Genomic DNA, 23,031 nt, shown 5'->3' on the forward strand with positions numbered 1-23,031 from the left:
CACCCTGGGAGGTCGTTATCATGACATCAGTCGCAAAGCGCCCCTATCGCGGCGTCTTCCCCGTGGCGCCGACCATCTTCGACGCCAACGGCAATCTCGACCTCGAAGGACAACGGCGCTGCGTCGACTTCATGATCGACGCCGGCTCCCACGGCATCTGCATCCTCGCCAATTTCTCCGAGCAGTTCGTGCTGACCGACGCCGAGCGCGAGACCGTGATGCATACGGTGCTCGAGCACGTCGCTGGCCGCATTCCCGTCATTGTCACCACGACGCATTTCTCCTCGGCAGTCTGCGCCGCGCGCAGCCGCGAGGCGGAAGCCGCCGGAGCTGCGATGGTGATGATCATGCCGCCCTATCACGGCGCCACCTTCCGCGTCGGCGAGCCGGGCATCTACGAGTTTTATCGGGTCGTGTCGGATGCCATCAACATCCCGATCATGATCCAGGACGCGCCGGTGGCGGGTACACCGCTCTCGGTGGATTTCCTGGCGCGGATGGCAAAGGAGCTCGCCAATATCAGATACTTCAAGATCGAGGTGCCGATGGCGGCAAACAAGTTGCGCGGCCTGATCGAGAAGGGCGGCGCCGAGATCGAGGGGCCGTGGGACGGCGAGGAGGCGATCACGCTGATGGCCGATCTCGATGCCGGCGCCACCGGCGCGATGACCGGCGGCGGCTATCCCGACGGCATCCGCCAGATCATGGATCCGTTCTTCGCCGGCCGGCGCGACGAGGCGGTCGGGGCCTATGCGCGCTGGCTGCCGCTGATCAATTACGAGAACCGCCAATGCGGGCTGCAGGCCTGCAAGGTGCTGATGCGCGAGGGCGGCGTCATCAAGTCCGATGCAGTGCGCCACCCGCTGCAACCGCTGCATCCCGCGACGCGCGCGGGGCTGATCGAGATCGCGCGGACACTCGATCCGGTTGTGCTGCGCTGGGGACGATGAGAGGACGCCTGGTCAGGCGCGTCCGGGCCTTCAGGACGCTCTCTCGATCGCCGGCGCGCATGGACGTTGATCTGGCGAGCGGAGCCGGTGTGGCGGGCTTGGCTGAAGGGCTCGGGCGAAACCTTGTCGAAGCATGATGCCGCCGCTGCCGCTCTTGAAATCCTCGTGCCTGATCACCACCTTGGGTGGAGTACGCGATCATCGACCCTGCTTGAGTTCGCTGCAGTGAGCTTGGTTCGGCGATGGTCGTGCATGGCTGCCCGGACAAGGAGGGGGCCATGTTGCGATGTATCCGCTTGGCGGCACTCAGCTTGGCTGCCGCGTTGATGTCGACGGTGGCTGGCGCAGCGCAGACTTGCGCCTCCCGGTCCGATTTCGTGACCTTCCTCAAAGACCATTTCGGCGAGGTTGAGGTGCACCGCGGATTGTCCGATCGCGGCCACCTCGTGGAGGTCTTCGTTTCGCCGGCGGGTACCTGGACGATCCTCTTGTCGCGGCCTGACGGTTTGTCCTGCCTCGTCGATGCGGGCGAGGCCTGGACCACGACGGTCCCCCCATCACGCGACGCGCGATTGCTGCGCCTCGTCGTGCCGGGTCCCGTGCACTGAACCTGCGCAAAGCACGCTACGCGTCCCACGTCACCGGCAAATCCAGCAGGCCGCGGAACGCCCAGCCGCCGATCCGCGCCGGCTGGTGCGCGATCAGGCGCAGATTCTTCAGCCGCTTGAAGATCGCAGGCAGCGCGACGTCGGCGACCATGGCGCGCGAGGCCCAGGCGCCGGCGCAGAAATGCGGGCCGGCACCGAACGCGATGCTCTTGCTGGCGTCGCGGCGCACGTCGAACGCGTCGGGCTTGTCGAAGTGTTTCTCGTCGCGGTTCGCCGAGCCGAACATCAGGAACACGCGCTCATTGGTCTCGAATGCGACGTCCCTGATCGTCCAGGGCTTTGCGATCCGCCGCGGCGACATCCCGATCGGCGAGATCCAGCGCGCATATTCCTCGAACACCTGCAGCCACGGGATCGTGCCGCTCGCAGCCAGCGCAAGCTGGTCGGGATGGGTCAGCAGCGCCCATACCGTGCCGGCGATCGCATCGCGCGGCTCGTTCTGGCCGCCCGAGATCGCGAGCTTGATATTGGCGCGCACGCTCTCCATCGGCATGTCGGTCTGCAGCATCACGCCGAGCAGGCTGAGGTCGGGCGTCTTGCGCAGCCCGGGGACCATGTCGTCGATCGCGGCGTCGATGCCGGAGGTCGCCGCATGGCAGCGCGCCTCGATCGCGGGATCGCCGACATAATTGGCGATGCCGTCGATCATGCCCTGCGACCACGCGTTCATGTCCTGGAAGCGCATATTGGTGAGGCCGGTGACCGACTTCAGGCATTCGGCCGAGAACGGCAGCGCGAACGCCTGCACGAAATCGACCACGCCGTCCGGCTTCAGTTCGTCGAGGATGCGCGTCGCGTGTCCTGCGAACTGCGCGGTCCAGTGCGATCTGACGGTTTTCGGCGAGATCGCCGGAAAGATCGCCTTGCGCTCGTTCATGTGCGCATCGCCGTCCTTGCGCATCATGTTGTGGCCCATCAGCTTGTTCATCAGCCCCTCGGGCTGGTGCGACGAGAACACGTCGATCTGTTTCTCGGAGATGAAGATGTCGTCGCGGCTGCACAGCAGCGTGCTGCCGAGCTGCGGCACGAAGGCGATCGGCGCCTCCTTGCGCATGCGCGCCAGCGCCGGGTAGGGATCCTGCCAGAAGGCGGGGACGTCGATGTCGAAATGGGGCGCGGTGCTCACGACGTGATCTCGGTTTGGCCTCGGGTTTTCGAGCCGAGCATAGGCCGGCAGGCGCGGCCCGTCTGTCCCCACCGCTGGGGACAGCGGGAGGCCGCCGCCTGGAGCGCGCTCAGTTCAGCTGGCGCGCCGAGGCCATCAGGCGCAGCGCGATCGCGAACAGCTCGTTCTGCGAGGAGATGCCGAGCTTGTCATAGGCGCGCTTGCGATAGGTGAGGGCGGAGTGCAGCCCGATGCCGAGCTCGGCGGCGATCGCTTCCGAGCCGAGACCGGAAAGGATGCGCAGGCAGACCTCCTTCTCGCGCCCGGTCAGCCTTGCCAGCGGCTCGGCGGTTGCAAACAGGGTCTTCAACCGCTCGATCGGATCAATATCCGCTGCCGGGTCGCGCTGGAAATGCCGCGCCACGGCCGCCGTCAACGCCGGCGCGACCGCGGCCAGGCGCGCGATCTGCTCGCGGCCGAAGCGGCCTTGCGCGGTGATCTGGTAGAAGTTGACATAGAAGCAGGTGTCGCCGGTCCAGATCGCGGAGGCGAACTTGTCGACAATGTCGGAGTTGTCGAAGAAGATCTTGCGGTAGCCGTCGCTGTACATGCGGCGGGCAAAGTTCGGCAGCACGATCGGTGCGGCCTGCGCCTTGCCCTCGAACACCGCATCGCGGTTCGGGTCGGCCTGATGGAAATGCTCGGAATAGGCGATCCCGAGGTCGCGCCCGGTTGGGATGTTGCCGACACCGAGCAGGCACGCGGCGGTCCGCGGACCGGTGAACGAGAACACCATGCAGTGACCGACACCGGCGACGCGGCGCAGCGCGCCGATCAGGGCCTGCGGAAAGCTGTCGCGGCCGATCGCCAGCAGCGCCGGCGTGATGTCGCTGACGACAGAAGTCTTGAAGGCGTAATCTGCCTTCATGGTGTCCTCCCTGTGTTTCGGAAAGACTAGAGCCTTTTCCGTTCCGATGGAATTGGAATGGGGCTCTCGATTCTTTGTTTTGACGCGTTTTCTTGACGCGAACCGGGATCCACTTCGCTCGAAAACGCTCTGGCAGCGACATCGCCGGCGTGGAAGCCGTTGACGTAACGGCGTTGGCGTTCTGTCCCCTCGTCATTCCCCGGTGCGCAATTGCGCACCTGAGGGCTCGCGAAGCGAGAACCCGGAATCCATCGGACAGCAAGCGCTGCGGTTGAATGGATTCCGGGTTCGACGCTGCGCGTCGCCCCGGAATGACGAGAGGATATAGGTCGCGGTTGCCCGAGGAAGGCCTCAGGCGCCCGGCACCTGGTCGAGGAAGCCGGTGATGCTCCTGATCCGGCCGTCCTTCAGCATGGCGAAGTCGGTGCCCTTGATCGGGCTGTCGATGCCGTCAGGGCCAAGGCCCCAGGAGAATCGGACATGGTCGCCGAAGCCGTTCGGCTCCCCGATCAGCTTGAAGCGGAAGTCCGGAAACTTCTGCTGCACGCCGGCGATCAGCGCGTCGACGCCCTCATGGCCGTCGCCGCTCATCAGTGGATCGATATAGCGCGCATCTGCGGTCCAGTTCTCGCTCAGCATCTCGCGACGCCGGCTCGGCGTCCGCTCGTTCCAGAGATCGATATAGCGGCGGGCGATGGTGGCATGGTCGGTCATGGTGCTCTCCTTCGATAGTGCCGGACTGTGCGGCGATCCGGACTATCGAAGGTTCGCGTGCGCCGATCGATTACCTCTGAGGTCATCGCGCGGGCTATGGTGCGATGGTCAGCACCGCCTTCATGTTGGGATGGTAGCGGCAGTAATAGTCGACCGTGCCGGCCTTGGTCAGGACCGACTTGACCGTCTTCTTCGGCGCGATCGTCACGTCGAAGTCGCCGTTCTTCGCGGTGGCGGTGTGCGCCAGCACGTCCTTGTTGACCCATTCGATGGTGTCGCCGACCTTGGCCGACACCTCGGCCGGGGAGATCACCAGATTCTCCATCACGATCTGGATGGTGGCCGCATGCGCCGGGACGGCCATCGCGCCGAGCGCGAGCAAAGCCAGCGTTGCGAGACAGCGTCCTGGCAACATCGCGCGCCTCCTTATTTCAGGCCGGCCGCAACGTGTTCGGCATGCTGCTGGTGGCCCTGGAAGATCTTCAGGCCGGTTTGCAGCAGGCCCTTCAGCTCGGGATTGCTGGCAGAGGGGATCAGCTGCGTCTCCAGCGCGGTGTTGACGGCCTTGTGGTAGGCGACCTCGTTGTCGATATAGGCCTTGTCATAGGCGGCGCCCTTCAGCTTGCCGAGTTCGGCGAGCTTGTCGGCCGCCTGCTTCGACAGCGCCTTGCTGGTGTCGTTGTCCTCCGGCGTCACCTTCAATTTCTTGACGAGGTCGAGCGCCTGCTTGTTTACCGCCTCGTGGTCGCGCGCCATGTCCTTGGCGAACGCCTTGACCTCCTTGTTGGAAGCCTTGTCTTCCGCCTGCTTGGCGGCATTGATGTCGATCACACCGGCCGTATAGGCGATGTGTGCGATCTGCGGATCGGTCGGCTTTGCGCCCTGCGCCAGCGCAGCGCAGTTGAGGAGGCTGAGCGCGGCGACTGCGATACCCAATCGAACGAACATGGTTTGACACTCCTGTTGAGCCGGGCGTAGCGCGCGGCGCGTCGTTGCTTGCACAGGAGTTGGATGGTGCGGACGAGCAGAGGTTCCCGAAAAATTCAGGCCGTGGCGCGCAGCCGTTTCAGAACCGCCTCGGTCAATCGCTCGCAGCGCTTGCCCGCGAAGGGAAAGGCCTCCATGACGACGGGGCCGATCTTCCGCTCGACATTGTCGCGCAGCATGGTCCGGGCGCGGTGCAGGCGGGTCTTCACGGTTTCCGGCTTGAGGCCGAGGATCTCAGCGGTTTCCTCGACATTCATGCCCTCGATCACGCGGGTGATGAAGACGAGGCGGAACGCCTCGGGCAGCTCGTTCGATCGCGTGCTCGACGACGCGCTGGATCTCACGCTGGGCCATGGATTTTTCCGGATCGTCCGTTGACGACAGGGGGAACTGGATGATCTGGGCTTCAGGAGCGCCTTTCGGCAGATCGGACCATTCGACGCTGCTGTGCCTGCGGCGCAGGCGGCCGAGCGCCTCGTTCATTGCGATCCGCGACAGCCAGGTCGAAAGGCTGGAGTCGCCGCGGAACTGGTCGAGATGGGTAAAGGCGCGCACATAGGCGTCCTGAACCACGTCCTCGGCCTCGTGGTCGTTGCGGAGGATGCCGCGCGCCAGCCGGAACAGCCGGCGATTATTCGTCTGCATGATGGCGCGGATCGCGGCCTCGTCGCGGGCAAGCGCGCGTTGCACCAACTCGGCATCGTCCGAGCGGTTCGGCGGCAGGGACGTTACATGGACCTGGCGCATGGCGGGTCGCCCTCACTGTTGGCGGAATAATACCATTGGATGCCGACCGACCGTGCAGGTTCCCGGGAAAATGGTAATCGGCCAAAAAAGACCGCTACGGCCTGATATAGGCCTCCGGATCCCCGCGCGCATGCGCCTCCATCGCATCGAGGAAGCAGCGCACCTTCGCCGGGACAAATTGCCGCGCCGGCAACAGCGCATGCACGTTGAGCGGCTCGCAAACATGATCGGGCAGCAGCCGCCGCAACTCGCCGGCCGCGACGGCGGCGCGGGTGTAGCTGGCGGTGACCCGCAGCACGCCATGGCCCGCGAGCGCCGCCTGCAGCCGGACATGGGCATTCGAGCTGGTCAGGCGTGCGCGATCGACCGCGAGATGCTCGACCGCGCCGCCGGGAGCGGTGATCGCCCATGGCGGATCGCTGGGGCCGGTCAGCAGCGGCAGCTTTCGCAGATCATCCAGCGTGCGCGGCTCGCCGAATTTCTCCAGCAGCGCGGGTGCCGCAAACAGGCCGCGCTCGAGCGTGAAGACGCGGCGGATCACGATGCCGGCTGACGGCAGCGGCGCCTCCAGCATCGCAAACACGATGTCGTAGTTCTCGGCGACCGGACTAACGATGTCGTGCTCGACGTCGATCCGGATCGAAAGCTCCGGATAGCGACCCATCACCGCGCAGGCGACCGGTCCCGCATGATGCGCGCCGAATTCATAAGGCGCCTTGATGCGCAGCGTGCCCGCAACCGCGCTCGACATCGCCAACGCCTCGCTGTGGGTGTCGTGCAGCGCGGTGAACAGCGGGCGCACCTTGCGATAGATGGTCTCGCCGGAATCGGTCAGCCGCAGGTGCCGGGTGGTGCGCTCGATCAGCCGCAGCCCGAGATTGGCTTCGAGACGCTGCACCGCAGCACTGAGACTCGATTTGGGATGGCCGAGCACGCGCGCGGCCGCGGTGAAGCCGCCATGCTCGACAACCTCGCAAAACAGCTCCCAGTCGCGCCACTCCATGGCCGATCGTCCATCCACCGGTACAGTGTGTCCAGCCAAATCGGATTATCCTGGTGACCGCAATCACCTAACCTCGTCGCAACCAAATCTTGCATCGGGAGGGTGAGATGGCTGACGACGGAATTTTCCTGCGCAACACCTGGTACGTGGCGGCGTGGAATCACGAACTGATCGACGGCAAGATGGTCGCGCGCACCATCCTGGAACGGCCGATCGTGCTCTATCGCGGGTCGAGCGGGAAAGTCGTCGCACTGGACGACCGCTGCTGCCATCGCGCCGCGCCGCTTTCGATGGGGCGCATCGAGGGCGACGACATCAGGTGCATGTATCACGGCATGAAGTTCGCGGCCGACGGCAAATGCATCCAGATTCCCGGTCAGGAAACGATCCCCGCCAAGCTCGGCGTGCGCAGCTATCCCGTGGTCGAGCGCTACAATCTGATCTTCATCTGGACCGGCGATCCCGAGAAGGCCGATCCGAAGCTGATCCTCGACTATCCGCCGCTCGAGGATCCCAAGTGGCGCGGCCTGCCGGGTTACATGCACTACAAGGCCAACTGGCTCCTGATCGTCGACAACCTCAGCGACTTCGCGCATCTCGCCTTCGTGCACACCAACACGCTCGGCGGCTCCGAGGAATACGCCTACAAGACCAAGCCGGTCGCGATCGAGAAGCTGGACGACGGTTTCCGTGTCGAGCGCTGGCACATGGGCGCCGAGCCGCCCCCCTACCACAAGAAGGTGATCCCGAACAAAACCGACAAGATCGACCGCCGCAATATCGGCCGCATGATCGTGCCCGGCATCTTCACGCTCGACACCACGTTCGCGCCGGCGGGGCAGGGCGTTGAGAAGGGCGTCCAGGTTCCGGGCACGCGGTCATACCGCAACGCGCAGTTCATGACGCCGGAGACGCGCTCGACCACGCACTTCTTCTGGAATTACCTGCACGATTTCGACATCGACAACCCGAACATCGCACTGTCGCTGCGGCACAGCCTCGAGGAAGGGTTCAACGAGGACAAGGATATCATCGAGGCGCAGCAGCGCGTGTTCGACGCCGATCCGGACTATCAGCTGCTCGCGATCGGCGCCGATGCCCCGCTGACCTATTTCCGATGGCTGTTCGCGCGCAAGCTCGAGGCGGAGAAAGGCACGGCGCGCGCCGCCTAGTCCGCTGAAACGACGGCTTTTGCTGCTTGGCAGCAAGCCGCGCCGGGGTCGCGAGATCGTGACATCCCGGCGTGGCTGCCGCCCCAGCCGGTTTGGCGTAAACTGATCCGACCTGAATTTGTCGGCTCTTGATCAGCGTGAAGGTGACCCGCGTTGGCCAGACCATCCCGGTAGCGATCAATCGGTGAATGAGCTTGCCCGAAAAGACGGATCGATCGGATCGAAGTGCGAGCACCAACTGGGCGCAGGACGCCTGGCTATGGCCGTTTGAAGCCGCGCGATTGGCGCTGGACATCTACTCGCAGTGGTACCCCAACCGTCCGGCCGAGCCCACGGATTCGTCGGGCGAAGCGGCGGCGCTGCCCTGGACGACAGCCCATTCGGTCGCGCTTCAGCTGCCGTCGATGTGCCTGCTGGATTTCTCGAGAGCGGCCGAAGGCCGGCCGCTGCTGGTCTGCGCGCCCTATGCGCTGCATCGCGCGCAGATTGCGGATCTTGCCCCGGCCACAGCCTGATGGAGGCGTTGCAGAAGGCTGGCGTTGCGCGTCTCTATCTCACGGATTGGCGCTCGGCGGCACCGGAGATGCGATATTTCTCGATCGACACCTTTCTGTCCGATCTCAACGTGGCCGTCGACACGATCGGGCCGCCGGTCGACCTTGCGGGTCTCTGTCAGGGCGGCTGGCTGTCGTTGCTCTATGCGGCGCGCTTTCCCGGCAAGGTACGGCGGCTTGTGCTTGCCGGCAGCCCGGTCGACGTCTCGGTACCGTCGGAGCTTTCCCGGATGGTCGCCTCGCTTCCACCGCAAGGCTTCGAGGCGCTGGTCCGTCAGGGGGATGGGATCATCAGCGGCAAGCACATGCTGCAGGCCTGGAGCATCCCGTTCACCATGCGTGACGCGGAAGCGGCGCTGCAGAGGCGGCTTGACCGCACGTCGGAGGATGCGCGGGCGTTGCTCGATCGCTTCACGCGCTGGAATGACGAGACGCTCGATCTGCCGGGCACCTACTACCTCGAAGTGACCGACTGGATCTTTCGCCAGAACCGGATCGCGGCTGGAGACTTCCTCGCGCTTGGCTGCAAGATCGATCTCGCTGCCGTGAAGCAGCCCGTCTTCGTGCTCGCCGCAGAGAACGACATCGTCGTTCCGCCCGACCAGGCATTTGCGACAGCGCGGCTCTTGGCCACGCCGCCCGCGTGGCTGCAATGCCATACCGAGCCGTGCGGTCACCTCGGACTGTTCATGGGCTGCAAGGCTCTCGCCGGTTCATGGCGCCGGATAGCCCGCTGGCTTCAGTCCGATCTCGGCGAGGCTGCCGGCGAGCGAGCGCGGATCAGCGCGTGAGTGCAAGATGAAAATGCCCCGAATTGCGCTTTGCAATCCGGGGCATCCGGTATCCATTGGATGACGTGCGTCGCGTCTATTTCGCCGCGACAACCATGATCTCGACATTGTACTGCGGCGCCGCGAGCTTGGCCTCGACGGTGGCGCGGGCCGGGGTGTTGCCCTGCGAGACCCAGCCGTCCCACACCGCGTTCATCTCCGGGAACGTCTTCATGTCGGTGATGTAGATCGTCGCACTGAGCAGCTTCGACTTGTCGGTGCCGGCCTTGGCGAGGTGGCCGTCGATGATCGACAGGATGTCCTTGGTCTGGTCGGTGACGCTGCCGCCCGCGGCCTTGCCGGCGACGACGCCGGCGAGATAGACGGTGTTGCCGTGCAGGACGGCCTGGCTCATGCGCGGGCCGGTTTCGAAACGCTGAATGCTCATTTGGGTCTCCACTGAATGGCGGGCACTGTCTATAGCGTTTTCAAGCGACGTGGCTACCGGTTCGCGTGAAGAAAACGCGTCAAAACAAGAGATCGACAGGTTTGGTTCTGATTTGATCAGAACCAAACCTCTAGCCTGTCGCGGCGAGCGCCGCCACTGCACAATTTGCAGCACTGTTCACGGAAATCGCGCGAAGAACGCCCAAATCGTGTCGGCGCCGTCGATGTCGCCGTTTTGCGGTCCGAGCAGCGTCGCCGCCAATTTCGTAAAATGGGCGTCAGGGAAGTGGCCGGGCATGCGATGACCGCCGCCATTGACGCGGTAAAGCACGACGTCGCGTCCCTGCGGGCAGGTCGAGTCGATCCGCGTGACGGTCGATCGATCGGACGGATTGCGATCGGGCAGATCGGTGGTTGCGGCGTCCCTGGTCTCGCAGCCATTGATGCGTCGCCAGAATTGCAGCGTGCGCTCGGCGGACCAGAATCCGTCGACCGCGAAAGTGCTGGTGCCGCGTCCACCTTGATAGGGGATCAGCGGATCGACGGTGCCGTTCATCAGGAGCATCGGCACCGGACGCTGTGGCCGGCAGGCGCGGGCGGATTCATCGGTCAGGTTCATGACGACACTGGCCGCCGCCGCGAACAGGTCGGCGCGCTCGCAGGCCAGCGTCATCGCCATTGCGCCGCCATTGGAGATGCCGGTGACATAGATGCGCCTGGGATCGGCGATGCCGTCGCCCACGAGCTTCGCAATCAACTGGGTGATGAAGGCGACGTCGTCGGTGCCTTCCGGCGGCGGATTGCCGGCGCGCCGCTCGTCCGGCCGGGAGTCGGCCCAGGCGCGGTTCAACCCATCGGAAAGGCCACCGCAAAGCCATCGCGCTTGGCGATCAGTGGCCACGACGTCCGCGTAATCATGTCGGCGCCGCTTTGGGTCTTGCCGTGCAGCACGATCACGAGCGGCGCGGGCCTGGCGGCCGGAGCTTGCAGCGTGAAGGTCCGTGTGGTGGCGTTGATGACAAGCGAATCCGCAGCCGCCGGCACACCGCTCAACGCAAGTGCGCCAGCCAGAGCCAGCAAGCCGATTGGGCACTGTCGCATCGAAACCCGCCCTGCTGCGACGATTGCAGCACGCCGGCGAGGCGGGTTCAACCTGTCTGTATGGAGCGTGGCTTCACGATCAGGCTGGCGCTTGCAACGCATCGGCCCAGCGCGCGAACAGTGCGATCTGTTCGGCGGGCCATGCGCCGTCGCACGGCATGGTGCCGGCCTCAAGGCGGGCCAGTATCTGCCGGCAATGCCTGGCGACATCCGCCTCCTTCCAGAGATCGAAGGCGAACAGCATCGAGTTGCGGTCCATCGGCCGGAACAGCGGTCGGATGTGTTGTTCGAATTGCACGGCCTCGCCGGGGCCGGGGAGTGCCACGCTGATGTCGCTTGCGGCCTGCGTATCGCTCGCGGTTGTGGACGGCCGTGCGGCCGGCGTCGCGTTGCAGACCCACCACCAGCGCGGCACCGGCATGTTCGGCGGCGGTGCCGCGCCGGCACCGGAATTCTCCACCGCGATCCGCGAGCCCCATTCGATATAGGCGACGAAGGCGGCGCGGAATTCCGGATCGCTCGGCAAGCCGGCATCGTCGGCGCTCTGCACCATGTAGGTCGCCCACAATGCGCGCTGCTCCGGCCGGATCTCCTTGCCGATATGCTGCGACACCATCCGCCGATAGCCGCCATAGCGCTCGGTGTAGAAGCGTGGGCCGCCGAACACCTCGCTGAGCCACGCCGCCACCCGCTCCGGATGTTCCGGCGACATCTCGGCGAACAGCGGGCCGAGCAGCGGATCTTCCGGCACGTAACGGCTGTAGAAGATGCGCGTCATGTCGAGCAGCGCCGGATAGCCGCCGGCCCATTCGAACAGCGTCGGCTCGCGCATCGGATCGGGAACGGGATCGCGAAATGCGACGTTCCAATGCATGCCGCTGCAAAACGGCTTGTTCAGCGACGCGCCGCAGCGGCACAGGCTGGCATGCTCTTGCGACGCGCCCGCGTTCTGTGTGATCGGCGCGCCATCCTCATCGACCAGTTCGACATCGCCGGTGACGCGATAGGGCCCGTCTTTCGACACTTCGATCTGCGGCGGCCGGCTGACGTCGGACAGGCTGGCGTCACGCTTGGGGCCGATACCGATGCCAAGCGCGCCCGACGGGCATCTGCGCACCGCGTTGAGGAGGTCGTCGAGGCGCGCCCCGCTGGCTGCGATGAAAGGCTGCTCGCCGAGACGAAACACGGAGGTGAGACGGTCGGTGCAGAAGCCGGAATGCGCACAGGTGCCGCGATTGTCGAACACGAACGCCTGCTGCCCGGCATAGACCTCGAGCCTGTCCGGCGCGCGCCGCGGATCCCTGGCGTCGGTGAAGCCGCGCGCGACGTGACTGTCGTCGCAGAATGGCCTGGTCTGCGACTGGCCGCAGCGGCAGAGCCGCATTGGGGCCTCGGCTGCGATCGGCACACCGAGATGATCGACGACCGGAATGCCGGGCTCCGGTTCGTAAGGCCCATTGCGTCTGACGACGACGCGCTTGCGCGGCTGTTGCTTGTCGCTTGGACCCTGGGCGGAATTGTCGTCTGTCATGTCTTGCAATGATCCCTGAACTCGCCCAACCCGTGCCAAGCGTGCTTAGATGGATCGATGGCGGCTCTCAACGAACCAGATGGAAAGTGCCGCAGGAGAGTTGCGATGATCCGCAAGACCAAGCGCAAATATGGTTGCCCGGTCGAGTTCTCGATCGATCAGCTCAGCGGCAAATGGAAGACGGTGATCCTCAGCCGGCTCAAGGTCCGGCCGATGCGCTACGGCGAATTGCGCCACGACATCCCGCAGCTCAGCGACAAGGTGTTGACCGAGCGCCTGCGCGATCTCTGCAACTCAGGCTTCGTCAAGCAGGAACGCGGCGGCGGCTCCTCGCGCTATTGCCTGACCAAGCGCGGCGAGATGCTGAAGCCGATGCTGCAGGCACTCTACGATTGGGGCGAGGCCAACGCCGATACGTTCGGCGTCCGCTTCCTCAGCGCGGAGGCGGACTAGAGCGGGATGTTCAATTTCGGAATATTAGAAGAATACCTCTGAGTTGCCCGACGTGTCAAGCAAGTCGCCTGGTCGAACGCCGGCCGCCGCCGGCTACTTTGCATGGGGTTGTTTTCGATATTTTGACCCGCCCCCCGGCGACGGTCGCATAAGCAATAGTCCAGAGAGCGGATTTCCGGCGGAACCTTAAGCAAGGAAAGCCCGTTGTCGCGGGATGTTGGGGGTAATCAACACAAGGAATACGCATGCGCATCCGCATCTCTACGGCGTCCGTCATCGTTGCGGCGCTCTCGCTCGGAACACCTGCTTGGGCGCAGGTGCAGGGAACGCAACCGAAGGCGATGCCGCAGGCTCAATCTGATCAGCCCACCGCCATCCGGAGCATCCAGGTCGTGGACATCAAGGAACTCAAGCCCGACGCCCGGTCGAAGGTCGAGGCAGTCGTCGCAAAGGCAAGCGAAGACGACCTGCGGAACCTTCGCGGTTCCATCGACGCATCTGAAGAAGCAGTATCCGCGCTGAAGGCGAAGGGCCTCAGCTCGGCACAAGTTGTCGCGGTCAATCTCACCAACGGCGTCCTGACGCTTTTCACCAAGACCGCCTGAACAAATTCGGACTCAGCAAATCGAGGCCCGCCGGTTCTCGCCGACGGGCCTCAACGCCCGCATCAGGGAAAGGCGCGCCTAGTTCACCGCCTTCGCTGCCGCGCGCCCTGCGTTGCGGCCCGAGAACAGGCAGCCGCCGAGGAACGTGCCTTCCAGGGAGCGATAGCCGTGCACGCCGCCGCCGCCGAAGCCGGCGGCTTCGCCGGCCGCGTAGAGCCCGCGGATGATCTGGTGATCGTTGCCGAATACGCGCGAATCGAGATCGGTCTCGAACCCGCCGAGCGTCTTGCGGGTGAGGATGTTGAGCTTCACCGCGATCAACGGACCGTGCTCGGGATCGAGGATCCGGTGCGGCTTCGCGGTGCGGATCAATTTGTCGCCGATATAGCGCCGCGCATTGTGCAGGTTCATGACCTGCGCATCCTTGACGTAGGGGTTGGTGATCTCGCGGTCGCGCGCCTCGACCTGCGCCTTGATGGCGTCGAGCTGCAACAGATCGTTGCCTGCGAGCTCGTTCATGGCATCGACGAGATCGGCGAGATTGTCGCGCACGATGAAGTCGGCGCCGTGCTGCTTGAACGCCTCCACCGGCGCCGGCGCGCCCTTGTTGGTGGCGCGCTTGATCGTCATGCGCCAGCTCTTGCCGGTGAGGTCGGGGTTCTGCTCGGAGCCGGACAGCGCGAACTCCTTCTTGATGATGCTCTGGGTCAGGATGAACCACGAATAATCGTAGCCGGTGCCCATGATGTAATGCAGTTGCCCGAGCGTGTCGGAGCCCGGGAACAGCGGCGCCGGCAACCGCTTGCCCGTCGCGTCGAACCACAGCGACGACGGTCCCGGCAGGATCCGGATGCCGTGACGCGGCCAGATCGGGTTCCAGTTCCGGATGCCCTCGACATAGTGCCACATGCGGTCGCGGTTGATCAGCCGGCCGCCCGCCGCCTCGGTGATGCCGATCATGCGGCCGTCGACATGTTCGGGCACGCCGGAGATCATGAATTTGGGCGGCTCGCCGAGCCGCCTCGGCCAGTTCTGCCGCACCAGATCATGATTGCCGCCGATGCCGCCGGACGCGACGATTACCGCTGGTGCGCGGAAGGAAAAATCGCCGACGACGTTGCGCGAGGAACTCTTGCCGCGCTCGACCGAGGTCGGTTCCAGGATTGTGCCGCTGACGCCGTCGACCGCACCGTTTGTGACGCTGAGCGCATCGACGCGGTGGCGGAACTTGAATATCAGCCGTCCGCTTTTCGCGGCTTCGCGCGCGCGGCGTTCGAACGGCTCGACGATGCCGGGTCCGGTGCCCCAGGTGACGTGGAAGCGCGGCACGGAATTGCCATGGCCCATCGCGTCGTAACCGCCGCGCTCGGCCCAGCCGACCACCGGGAAGATGCGATGGCCCATGGCACGCAGCCAGTCGCGCTTCTCGCCCGCAGCGAATGCGACATAGGCCTCGGCCCATTTGCGCGGCCAGTAATCCTCCTCGCGATCGAAACCGGCGGTGCCCATCCAGTCCTGTAGTGCGAGCTCGACCGAATCCTTGATGCCGAGCCGGCGCTGCTCCGGCGAATCGACCAGGAACAGGCCGCCAAACGACCAGAAGGCCTGGCCGCCGATGCTCTGTTCCCCTTCCTGGTCGAGCACGATGACGCGCTTGCCTGCGTCGGCGATCTCGGTTGCGGCCACGAGACCGGCAAGCCCCGCGCCAATCACGATCACATCTGCATCGTCAGCCATGTTCAGGTCCCCCGTCCCGCCGAGATTCAAGACCGCCTCATTGCGTGCGGTCAACGCCAAATGGACCTTGCCTGTGGCGGCGGAGCACCAAGCACGTGCGCCGCGCTGTTCCAGTTTGGGACCTTTCCCCACTTTCACTGCAGCGTGCGCGCAACACCCAATTTGAATTTGTTTTGACCGGCTTCACTCGTCTGGACAAAAATCCGCGCGCACAACACGCTCACGATCGTCTTGCATCACAGACCAAACAGATTCGGTTTCGACTGGGGCTGGCCAAAATGAAGTTGATGACGGGGTTGCTCGCTGCGGTTCTCCTGCTGGCGGGAATGGGGGTGTCTCAAGCTGTAGTCAGGATCGCCGACGATCGCGGCGGCAAGATCGGCGTCTATGTCGACAGGTATCAGGACCTGCGGACTTCGGGCGAGACGGTCATCATCGACGGGCTGTGTGCCTCGGCCTGCACGATCGTGCTCGGCAAGGTTCCTCACGACCGGATTTGTGTGACCTCGCACGCCAGCCTCGGCTTCCACGCAGCCTGGGACTACGGCGATAACGGCCGCCCGGTCCCGAATCCGGAAGCCACCCACATGCTGTACCTGATGTATCCGCCGGCGGTACGCAGATGGATTTCGGGGCGTGGTGGCCTGACCCGGCGCATGATCTTCCTGCGCGGCAAGCAACTGCAGGCGCTGTACAAGCCGTGCTACCTCAACGCCCAGGCCTCGGCGCCGAAGCCCGCGCACTAAGCTCCGGCTGCTTCTCTGTTTGACCCTCGTCGGCCATTGGCCTCGGCAGACGCCGGGGCATGAACGCGCCGGCACCGGAATCGCTCGCCATCATTTGACGGCCTGCGACCGCCATTGCGCTTGCTGCCTGCCGGAACCCGGCTTATCTCAGCCTCATGGTTCAGCCGATCTCCACCCGATCCGAGCTCGTAACGGCTCCACAGACCCGGGTGGCGTCTGCGATCCTGTGGGGTGCGGCCGGTATCGGCGGATTGGCCCTGCTTGCCGCTGCCGCGCTCTGGTTCCACTACGGGACCGCGGTGTTTTTCGAAATGATCACGGCCGGCATCTCCGCCTGCTTCTGACAAGGACGCCCTCGCATCATGCCCCGGACCACGCGCCCATTGGTGATCTTCGCTGCCTTCGCGGGCAGTCTGGCGGTCGGCTTGTTCCTCATGCTGTGGGCGATCGGCGGCTTGCGCACCGTTGCCGCGCCGGCCGCGATCGGCGGATCGTTCCAGCTCACCGACCAGTCCGGCCAGACTGTTACCGACAAGAACCTCCAGGGCAAGCCGACCCTGATCTTCTTCGGATTCACCCATTGCCCGGATATCTGCCCGACCTCGTTGTTCGAGATCTCGGAGGTCCTGAAGGCGATGGGCAAGGACGCCGATCGCGTGAATGCCTATTTCGTCTCGGTCGATCCGGAACGCGACACCGCCACCGCGATGAAGGATTACCTGTCGAGCTTCGATCCGCACCTCAAGGGCCTGACCGGCGATCCCGCCGCGATCGCCAAGGTGCTGTCGAGCTATCGTGTCTACGCCAAGAAAGTGCCGCTGAAGGATGGCGACTACACGATGGACCACACCGCGCTGATCTATCTGATGGACCGCGACGGTCATTTCGTCGCGCCGTTCAATCTGAAACGGACGCCGGAAGAAGCGGCGGCCGATCTCAAACGGTACCTCTGATCGCCATTTCCGGTTCAGAATTAACCCAATCGGCGCTCGCTTCAGGCGCCGATTCGGCTATAAGCCGTTCAATTTCCTGAAATTGCCGGTTATGCCAAATCCGCCTGTCCAGCCCTTTGCCGTCCGTTCGCGCCAGCTTCGCTTGGCCGCGGGCATGATCGCGGCTGCCTTGCTGGCCTTGGCGTACCCTGCAATTGCACAGACACCCCCCGCACAGGCGCCGGCAGCCAAGACGGCTCCTGCTCCGGCTCCGCCCACCAAGGCGGCCCCCGCACAAGCGACACCTTCGGCGCCGGCTGCACCGCAGGCAGCGCCTGCGGCCCCCGCGGCAACCCAGGCGGCCCCGACCCTGCCGCCCAAGGCCGCCGCTGAGGCCGCGCCGCAGGCGGTGCCGGGTTTCTGGGACCCGCGGCGCCGGCCGGATCGCCCCGACCTGTCGCGCCTCACCGTGATCCGCTTCCTGACCGAAACCGACTATCCGCCGTTCAATTTCACCGGCCCCGACGGCAATCCGGCCGGTTTCAACGTCGACCTGGCGCGCGCGCTCTGCGACGAGATCAAGGTCACCTGCACCATCCAGATGCGCCGCTTCGAGACCCTGATCGATGCCCTGGCGACCAACCGGGGCGACGCCATCATCGCGTCGATGGCCGTGACGCCGCAGCTGCGCGCCAAGGTCGATTTCACCGATCCCTATTACCGCGCGCCGGCCCGCTTCGTGTCGCGCCGTGACAACGCGATGCCGGAAATCCGCCCGGAATATCTCGAGGGCAAGAAGGTCGGCGTCATCGCCGGGACCTCGCACGAGGCCTACCTCAAGGCGATGTTCACCGACGCCGAGATCCATTCCTATCCGGATAACGACACGCTGCGCGCGGCGCTGCGCCGCGGCGAGGTCGACTTCATCTTCGGCGATGCGATCTCGCTGGCTTTCTGGATCAACGGCACCGATTCCGGCGAATGCTGCGCCTTTGCCGGCGGCCCCTTTGTCGAGAGCCGCTATTTTGGCGAGGGCGTCGGCATCGCCGTCCGCAAGGGCAACGATCTGCTCCGGCAGTCGCTGAACTGGGCGCTGTTCCGGATCTGGGAAAAAGGCCGCTTCACCGATCTGTGGCTGCGCTATTTCTCGGTCAGCCCGTTCTGAGTTCGTCATTCCGGGTTCGATGCTGCGCATCGCCCCGGAATGACGACAAACTTCCCGTCGTTTTGCATTTTGCCGCGAAAGCGTTAGTTTTCGCGGCCTTTTTGGAGAGAACCTGAGGAATGTCCGTGATTGATCCTTCTGCCAGCCCGAGCGACCTGCGGGCGCTCGCCGAACAATCCAACGCCTGGCCGTTCGAGCAGGCGAAAGCGATTGTGGCGCGGCTGAAGAAAAATCCCAAGGACGAGGTGCTGTTCGAGACCGGCTACGGCCCGTCGGGCCTGCCGCATATAGGCACGTTCGGCGAGGTCGCGCGCACCACGATGGTGCGCCACGCCTTCCGCGTGCTCACCGAAGACAAGATCAAGACCCGCCTGCTCGCCTTCTCCGACGACATGGACGGCCTGCGCAAGGTGCCGGACAACGTGCCGAACAAGGAACTGCTGGAGCAGCATCTCGGCAAGCCGCTGACCAAGGTGCCCGATCCGTTCGGCACCCATCCGAGCTTCGGCCAGCACAACAATGCGCGGCTGCGCGCCTTTCTCGACCAGTTCGGATTCGACTACGAATTCGCGAGCTCGACCGAGTACTACACCTCCGGCCGCTTCGATGCCGCGCTGCTGCGCATGCTGGAGCGGATCGAGAAGGTGATGGCGATCATGCTGCCGTCGCTGCGCGAGGAGCGCGCGGCGAGCTACTCGCCGTTCCTGCCGATCTGTCCGCGCACCGGCCTTGTGCTCTACGTGCCGGTGACGGCGCATGACGCCAAGGCCGGCACGATCTCGTATGAAGACCCCGATAGCAAGGAGACCGTCACGGTTCCTGTCACCGGCGGCCGCTGCAAGCTGCAATGGAAGCCGGACTGGGCGATGCGCTGGTACGCGCTCGGCGTCGACTATGAAATGGCCGGCAAGGACCTGATCGACTCGGTGAAGCTGTCGGGCAAGATCTGCTCGGCGCTCGGCGGCACGCCGCCGGAAGGTTTCAACTACGAACTGTTCCTCGACGAGAAGGGCCAGAAGATATCGAAGTCGAAGGGCAACGGCCTGACGATCGACGAATGGCTGCGTTATGCCTCGCCGGAATCGCTGTCGCTGTTCATGTATCGCGAGCCCAAGGCGGCGAAGCGGCTCTATTTCGACGTCATCCCGCGCAATGTCGACGACTACCAGCAATTCCTCGACGGCTTCACGCGGCAGGAAGCGCGGCAGCAGCTGCAGAATCCGGTCTGGCACATCCATTCCGGCATGCCGCCGCAGGCCGACATGCCGGTCACCTTCCAGCTGCTGCTGACGCTGGTGTCGTCGTCGAACGCGGAGAATGCCGAGACGCTGTGGGGCTTCATCGGCCGCTACCGGCCGGGCGTGACGCCGCAGACCCATCCGAAGTTAGACGCGATGGTCGGCTACGCCATCAACTACTATCGCGACTTCGTGGCGCCAACCAAGCAGTTCCGCGAGCCGACCGAGGGTGAGCGCGCCGCGCTGCAGGATCTGCGCGATGCGCTCGCCAACATGCCGGTGAACGCGACCGCGGAAGACATCCAGAACGTGGTCTATGAGATCGGCCGCCGCGAGCCGTTCCTCGACATGGTCAAGAAGGGCAAGGACGGCCGTCCGGGCGTCTCACTCGACTGGTTCAACATGCTCTACCAGGTGCTGCTCGGCCAGGAGAAGGGCCCGCGCTTCGGCTCCTTCGTCGCGGTCTACGGCGTGCAGAACGCGGTCAACATGATCGACGGCGCGCTGGCGCGGTCGTCGTAGGGATCGCGCCGCTCATCGCCGCTCGGCCTGCGCCGCGTCGCGCAGGCCGTCGCTGGTGGCGCGCAGCAGCGTCAGCAGCAGGCCGTTGAGCGGCGTCGGCACGCCGTGCCGTTCGCCGGCCGCGACGATCGCGCCGGTGAGAGCATCGGCTTCGAACGGGCGTCCCGCGACACGATCGAAATACATCGAGGTGCCGGCGTCTGGCGGATAGGTCAACAACGTCGCCAGCATCAGCTCGGCCTCGTCGGGCGCGAGCTGGGCGCCGTCGGCGCGGCCGACATTCGCGGCCTCCTCGAGGATTGCGCGGCACAGCGCCTTGACGTCCGCGCGGCGGAACACCGCCTGCCGCTGCAAGGTGAGCGCGGTGATCGGATTGGCGACCGCATTGAGCAGAAGCTTGCGCCACGCCAGCGTGGTGAAATCGGCGGAGCGCCGCACGCGCATCGCCGTGCCATCCAGCAGCGCTTCGAACGCGCGTCCGTCCGCATCATCGCTGACCGCGAATTCATGCTCGCCGGCGCGGCGGAAACGGACGCGATCCGGCGCCAGCCGCTCGCCGTTGTAATAGACGATGGTCGGCACGACCGTGGCGGCGCCGACCAATGGCGCCAGCCGCTCCGCATGGCCGATGCCGTTCTGCAGCACCGCGACGCGCGTCCGCGGCCCGCACAGCCTTTGCAGCCAGGGCGCGCTCGATTCCGTGTCCTGCGCCTTGGTCGACAACAACACCCAATCGACCGGCGTAGCCGTTGCCGGATCGGTGAGGGCGCGCAGCGGCACTTCCACCGTGCCCTCCGCCCGCTCGACCGTGAGCCGATCGAGCGGCCGCCGGACACAGGCGATCACGTCATGCTTGTCGACCGCGCGCAGCAAGCCGGCGATGATGCCGCCGATGCTGCCGAGGCCGACGATGGCGATGGTCTTGCGGTCGGATGGTCCTGTCATTGCGTAACTCTGGGCTTTGCGGAGTGTGTTGCGTTGGGTTGGAAAGTGCAGGCCGCTCATGTGGCTTTCCGCCGCAGCCAACGAAGCCGCCGATCCGCGGTCTTCGCAGCGCATCATCACATAATGACGCCGAGCCCGCAAAATTCGGATAGCAGGCCATCGGCAATTTCACCGGAGCCTGGCGCCGGATTGCGCTACACTCGCATCCATAAAATCAGCACGGCCTCCGCCGAGAGGCCGGCACAGATGGGAGCATGCGCATGCAGTTCAGGGTTTCGCCGACATCGCTGCAGGACAGTTCGAGCGCCGAGGAATGGCAGGCGCGGGTCGATCTCGCGGCGGCGCATCGGCTCGCCTACATCCACGGCTTTTCGGAAGGTATTTTCAACCATCTCACCTTGGTGGTGCCCGGCCGCACCGACCGCTACTACCAGATCCCGTTCGGCATGCACTGGTCGGAAGTGACAGCATCCTCCTTCATGGAGGTCGGCATCGACGATGCCGAGGTGAAGCGCGGCGAGGGTGAGGTCGAGCGCTCCTGCTATTGCATCCATGCGCCGATCCACAAGGCGCTGCCGCAGGCCAAGGCCGTGTTCCACACCCACATGCCGTATGCGAGCGCGCTGACGCGGCTCGAGGATCCGCGGATCAAGGAGATCGGTCAGACCGAGGTCGGGCTGTCGGAGGCGATCGCATATGACGACCTCTACACCGGCCCCGCGCTCGATCCCGAGGAAGGCGCGCGGCTCGCCAAGGTGATCGGCAACAAGACCATCCTGTTCATGGCCAATCACGGCATCTCGACCGTCGGCGAGACGGTCGCCTATGCCTATGACCGGCTCTATTACATCGAGCGCGCCGCACAGGTGCAGATCTACGCGATGTGGACCCAGCAGCCGCTCAAGCAATTGCCGCAGCATGTGGTGGAGAAGACCAAACGCGATTTCCGCGACGACCATCTCTACAACGGCCCGTCCCCGGCGCAGCGGCATTTCGATGCGCTGAAGCGGATGCTGGATCGCAAGGAGCCGGACTACGCGACGTAAGGCTGGCAGGGAGCGCGCCGCAACCTCCGCCGTCGTCCCGGCGAAAGCCGGGACCCATTACCACAGGGTCGCGTTGTGGAAGCGCGCTGCGGCCCCAGCGTGGTGTAGCAATAATCTTCGGTGGCTATGGATCCCGGCTTTCGCCGGGACGACACTGGTTATGTGGTGATCGACGTGCCGGCTACTGGCTCGCCCACACCACGCGTGCGATCCACGCGACTTCCTCGACGTCGAGCATGCGGTCGGAGTGCTCGGGATTGAGCGACGCCAGTTCCAGCATCTTGGCGCTGCGGCGTCTCAATTCTTTCACCATCACCTCGCCGCCGGTCGTGCGCACCACCACGCGGTCGCCGCGGCGGATCGCGGTCGCGGGTGACACCACGATGATGTCACCTTCGCGATAGGCCGGTTTCATCGAGTCGCCCTCGATCTCCAGCGCATAGGCGTGTTCGTCTGATGTCGCCGGTAGCGCCACTTCATCCCAGCCCTTGCCGGCGGGAAAGCCGCTGTCGTCGAAATAGCCGCCGGCTCCGGCCTGCGCGAAGCCGATCAGCGGCACCGACTGTCCGCCGCGCGCGCCATCGCCGAGCAACTGCACGAAGGTCTCCATGCTGGCATTGCTCGCGGCCAGCGCCTTGGAGAGCGATTCGGTCGAGGGCCAGCGCTCGCGCCCGTCGCCGGTCACGCGCTTGGATTTGTTGAAGGTGGTGGGGTCGAGTCCGGACTGCTTGGCAAGGCCGGACGGCGACAGGCCGGCGCGTTCGGCGAGCCGGTCGAGCGCGGCCCAGACCTGCGCGTGGGTCAGCGGTCGGGTGGCTTTGGGCTGTTTGGCCATCGAGGGTATCCCGGATGGTAGGAATTATTGCCTGAAACTTGGCGTTTTCGCAAATCTGTCGGCCGATGTGCCCTGGCACCGCTTGAGTTGCGCCGCCGCCGCCGATACGGTCCCTCGCTCGCCAGATGGC

26 protein-coding genes and 1 pseudogene are annotated in these 23,031 nt (G+C 64.9%); 13 read left to right on the plus strand and 14 right to left on the minus strand.

Annotation, left to right across the window (positions count from 1 at the left end):
- Positions 1-20 precede the first annotated feature (20 nt).
- The gene (locus ACSKB9_RS27785) at positions 21-950 is read left to right on the plus strand and encodes a dihydrodipicolinate synthase family protein (RefSeq protein WP_438077106.1); all 930 of its coding nucleotides are present in this window, start codon (positions 21-23) and stop codon (positions 948-950) included.
- Between the two features lie 296 nt (positions 951-1,246).
- On the plus strand, positions 1,247-1,558 hold the full coding sequence (locus tag ACSKB9_RS27790; RefSeq protein ID WP_438077108.1) for a hypothetical protein: 312 nt from the start codon (positions 1,247-1,249) through the stop codon (positions 1,556-1,558).
- A 16-nt stretch (positions 1,559-1,574) separates the two neighbouring features.
- Here ACSKB9_RS27790 and ACSKB9_RS27795 read toward each other — a convergent pair whose 3' ends face one another.
- The 7 genes and pseudogenes from ACSKB9_RS27795 to ACSKB9_RS27825 all read right to left on the minus strand — a co-directional run bounded on the left by ACSKB9_RS27795 (position 1,575) and on the right by ACSKB9_RS27825 (position 7,141).
- Positions 1,575-2,744 carry a cytochrome P450 gene (locus tag ACSKB9_RS27795; protein WP_438077110.1) on the minus strand — a complete coding sequence of 390 codons (1,170 nt, stop codon included), beginning with the start codon at positions 2,742-2,744 and terminating at the stop codon, positions 1,575-1,577.
- Between the two features lie 109 nt (positions 2,745-2,853).
- Entirely contained in the window at positions 2,854-3,651 is a 798-nt protein-coding gene (locus ACSKB9_RS27800) for a helix-turn-helix transcriptional regulator (protein WP_438077112.1), read from the minus strand.
- Between the two features lie 351 nt (positions 3,652-4,002).
- Positions 4,003-4,365 (minus strand): nuclear transport factor 2 family protein, encoded by a 363-nt coding sequence (locus tag ACSKB9_RS27805; protein WP_438077114.1) that lies wholly within the window; start codon positions 4,363-4,365, stop codon positions 4,003-4,005.
- 94 nt (positions 4,366-4,459) lie between these two features.
- Positions 4,460-4,780, minus strand: a complete 321-nt coding sequence (locus ACSKB9_RS27810; protein ID WP_199805199.1) for a cupredoxin domain-containing protein — start codon at positions 4,778-4,780, stop codon at positions 4,460-4,462.
- Between the two features lie 11 nt (positions 4,781-4,791).
- Positions 4,792-5,313 carry a DUF4142 domain-containing protein gene (locus tag ACSKB9_RS27815; RefSeq protein ID WP_438077116.1) on the minus strand — a complete coding sequence of 174 codons (522 nt, stop codon included), beginning with the start codon at positions 5,311-5,313 and terminating at the stop codon, positions 4,792-4,794.
- Between the two features lie 95 nt (positions 5,314-5,408).
- Positions 5,409-6,099: pseudogene (locus ACSKB9_RS27820) on the minus strand (RNA polymerase sigma factor).
- A 94-nt stretch (positions 6,100-6,193) separates the two neighbouring features.
- A complete protein-coding gene (locus ACSKB9_RS27825) occupies positions 6,194-7,141 on the minus strand; it encodes a LysR family transcriptional regulator (RefSeq protein WP_438077118.1) in 948 nt (315 codons plus the stop codon).
- Between the two features lie 68 nt (positions 7,142-7,209).
- Here ACSKB9_RS27825 and ACSKB9_RS27830 point away from each other — a divergent pair, with 68 nt between their 5' ends.
- The 3 genes from ACSKB9_RS27830 to ACSKB9_RS27840 all read left to right on the plus strand — a co-directional run bounded on the left by ACSKB9_RS27830 (position 7,210) and on the right by ACSKB9_RS27840 (position 9,619).
- Positions 7,210-8,274 (plus strand): aromatic ring-hydroxylating dioxygenase subunit alpha, encoded by a 1,065-nt coding sequence (locus ACSKB9_RS27830; RefSeq protein WP_438077120.1) that lies wholly within the window; start codon positions 7,210-7,212, stop codon positions 8,272-8,274.
- Between the two features lie 281 nt (positions 8,275-8,555).
- On the plus strand, positions 8,556-8,789 hold the full coding sequence (locus ACSKB9_RS27835; protein WP_438077122.1) for a hypothetical protein: 234 nt from the start codon (positions 8,556-8,558) through the stop codon (positions 8,787-8,789).
- An 8-nt stretch (positions 8,790-8,797) separates the two neighbouring features.
- Positions 8,798-9,619 (plus strand): alpha/beta fold hydrolase, encoded by an 822-nt coding sequence (locus ACSKB9_RS27840; protein ID WP_438077124.1) that lies wholly within the window; start codon positions 8,798-8,800, stop codon positions 9,617-9,619.
- A gap of 76 nt (positions 9,620-9,695) precedes the next feature.
- On the opposite strand, the gene ACSKB9_RS27845 is transcribed toward ACSKB9_RS27840, so the two are convergent.
- The 4 genes from ACSKB9_RS27845 to ACSKB9_RS27860 all read right to left on the minus strand — a co-directional run bounded on the left by ACSKB9_RS27845 (position 9,696) and on the right by ACSKB9_RS27860 (position 12,677).
- Complete coding sequence (locus tag ACSKB9_RS27845; RefSeq protein ID WP_438077126.1) at positions 9,696-10,046, minus strand: RidA family protein; 351 nt, start codon at positions 10,044-10,046, stop codon at positions 9,696-9,698.
- Positions 10,047-10,223: 177 nt separating this feature from the next.
- Positions 10,224-10,895 (minus strand): alpha/beta hydrolase family esterase, encoded by a 672-nt coding sequence (locus ACSKB9_RS27850; protein ID WP_438077128.1) that lies wholly within the window; start codon positions 10,893-10,895, stop codon positions 10,224-10,226.
- Positions 10,892-11,098: a hypothetical protein gene (locus tag ACSKB9_RS27855; protein ID WP_438077130.1), complete on the minus strand. Its 207-nt coding sequence runs from the start codon at positions 11,096-11,098 to the stop codon at positions 10,892-10,894. The genes ACSKB9_RS27850 and ACSKB9_RS27855 overlap by 4 nt, the downstream gene beginning before the upstream one ends.
- Positions 11,099-11,225: 127 nt before the next feature.
- Positions 11,226-12,677, minus strand: coding sequence for a CDGSH iron-sulfur domain-containing protein (locus tag ACSKB9_RS27860; RefSeq protein ID WP_438077132.1), 1,452 nt, complete (start codon positions 12,675-12,677; stop codon positions 11,226-11,228).
- Between the two features lie 105 nt (positions 12,678-12,782).
- Here ACSKB9_RS27860 and ACSKB9_RS27865 point away from each other — a divergent pair, with 105 nt between their 5' ends.
- Together ACSKB9_RS27865 and ACSKB9_RS27870 are read left to right on the plus strand one after the other, a co-directional pair.
- Positions 12,783-13,130: a winged helix-turn-helix transcriptional regulator gene (locus ACSKB9_RS27865; protein WP_163153530.1), complete on the plus strand. Its 348-nt coding sequence runs from the start codon at positions 12,783-12,785 to the stop codon at positions 13,128-13,130.
- 245 nt (positions 13,131-13,375) lie between these two features.
- A complete protein-coding gene (locus ACSKB9_RS27870) occupies positions 13,376-13,735 on the plus strand; it encodes a hypothetical protein (RefSeq protein WP_438077134.1) in 360 nt (119 codons plus the stop codon).
- Positions 13,736-13,813: 78 nt separating this feature from the next.
- Here ACSKB9_RS27870 and ACSKB9_RS27875 read toward each other — a convergent pair whose 3' ends face one another.
- On the minus strand, positions 13,814-15,472 hold the full coding sequence (locus ACSKB9_RS27875; RefSeq protein ID WP_438077136.1) for an FAD-binding dehydrogenase: 1,659 nt from the start codon (positions 15,470-15,472) through the stop codon (positions 13,814-13,816).
- Positions 15,473-15,750: 278 nt separating this feature from the next.
- Here ACSKB9_RS27875 and ACSKB9_RS27880 point away from each other — a divergent pair, with 278 nt between their 5' ends.
- The 5 genes from ACSKB9_RS27880 (at position 15,751) to ACSKB9_RS27900 (ending at position 20,075) form a co-directional block, all read left to right on the plus strand.
- Complete coding sequence (locus tag ACSKB9_RS27880; protein WP_057016040.1) at positions 15,751-16,218, plus strand: hypothetical protein; 468 nt, start codon at positions 15,751-15,753, stop codon at positions 16,216-16,218.
- A gap of 209 nt (positions 16,219-16,427) precedes the next feature.
- Positions 16,428-16,562 carry a hypothetical protein gene (locus tag ACSKB9_RS27885; protein ID WP_276486903.1) on the plus strand — a complete coding sequence of 45 codons (135 nt, stop codon included), beginning with the start codon at positions 16,428-16,430 and terminating at the stop codon, positions 16,560-16,562.
- 18 nt (positions 16,563-16,580) lie between these two features.
- Positions 16,581-17,171 carry an SCO family protein gene (locus tag ACSKB9_RS27890; protein ID WP_028339030.1) on the plus strand — a complete coding sequence of 197 codons (591 nt, stop codon included), beginning with the start codon at positions 16,581-16,583 and terminating at the stop codon, positions 17,169-17,171.
- Positions 17,172-17,325: 154 nt separating this feature from the next.
- A complete protein-coding gene (locus tag ACSKB9_RS27895) occupies positions 17,326-18,315 on the plus strand; it encodes a transporter substrate-binding domain-containing protein (protein ID WP_438077138.1) in 990 nt (329 codons plus the stop codon).
- A gap of 119 nt (positions 18,316-18,434) precedes the next feature.
- On the plus strand, positions 18,435-20,075 hold the full coding sequence (locus tag ACSKB9_RS27900; protein WP_438077140.1) for a lysine--tRNA ligase: 1,641 nt from the start codon (positions 18,435-18,437) through the stop codon (positions 20,073-20,075).
- A gap of 12 nt (positions 20,076-20,087) precedes the next feature.
- On the opposite strand, the gene ACSKB9_RS27905 is transcribed toward ACSKB9_RS27900, so the two are convergent.
- The gene (locus ACSKB9_RS27905; protein WP_438077142.1) at positions 20,088-21,020 is read right to left on the minus strand and encodes a 2-dehydropantoate 2-reductase; all 933 of its coding nucleotides are present in this window, start codon (positions 21,018-21,020) and stop codon (positions 20,088-20,090) included.
- Positions 21,021-21,280: 260 nt separating this feature from the next.
- Between ACSKB9_RS27905 and ACSKB9_RS27910 the strand changes: the two genes are divergently transcribed.
- On the plus strand, positions 21,281-22,066 hold the full coding sequence (locus tag ACSKB9_RS27910; RefSeq protein ID WP_438077144.1) for a class II aldolase/adducin family protein: 786 nt from the start codon (positions 21,281-21,283) through the stop codon (positions 22,064-22,066).
- Between the two features lie 181 nt (positions 22,067-22,247).
- On the opposite strand, the gene ACSKB9_RS27915 is transcribed toward ACSKB9_RS27910, so the two are convergent.
- On the minus strand, positions 22,248-22,901 hold the full coding sequence (locus tag ACSKB9_RS27915) for a S24 family peptidase (protein WP_438077146.1): 654 nt from the start codon (positions 22,899-22,901) through the stop codon (positions 22,248-22,250).
- Between the last annotated feature and the right edge of the window lie 130 nt (positions 22,902-23,031).

This window comes from Bradyrhizobium sp. BR 1433, from assembly GCF_051547665.1.
Lineage (GTDB): Bacteria > Pseudomonadota > Alphaproteobacteria > Rhizobiales > Xanthobacteraceae > Bradyrhizobium > Bradyrhizobium australafricanum.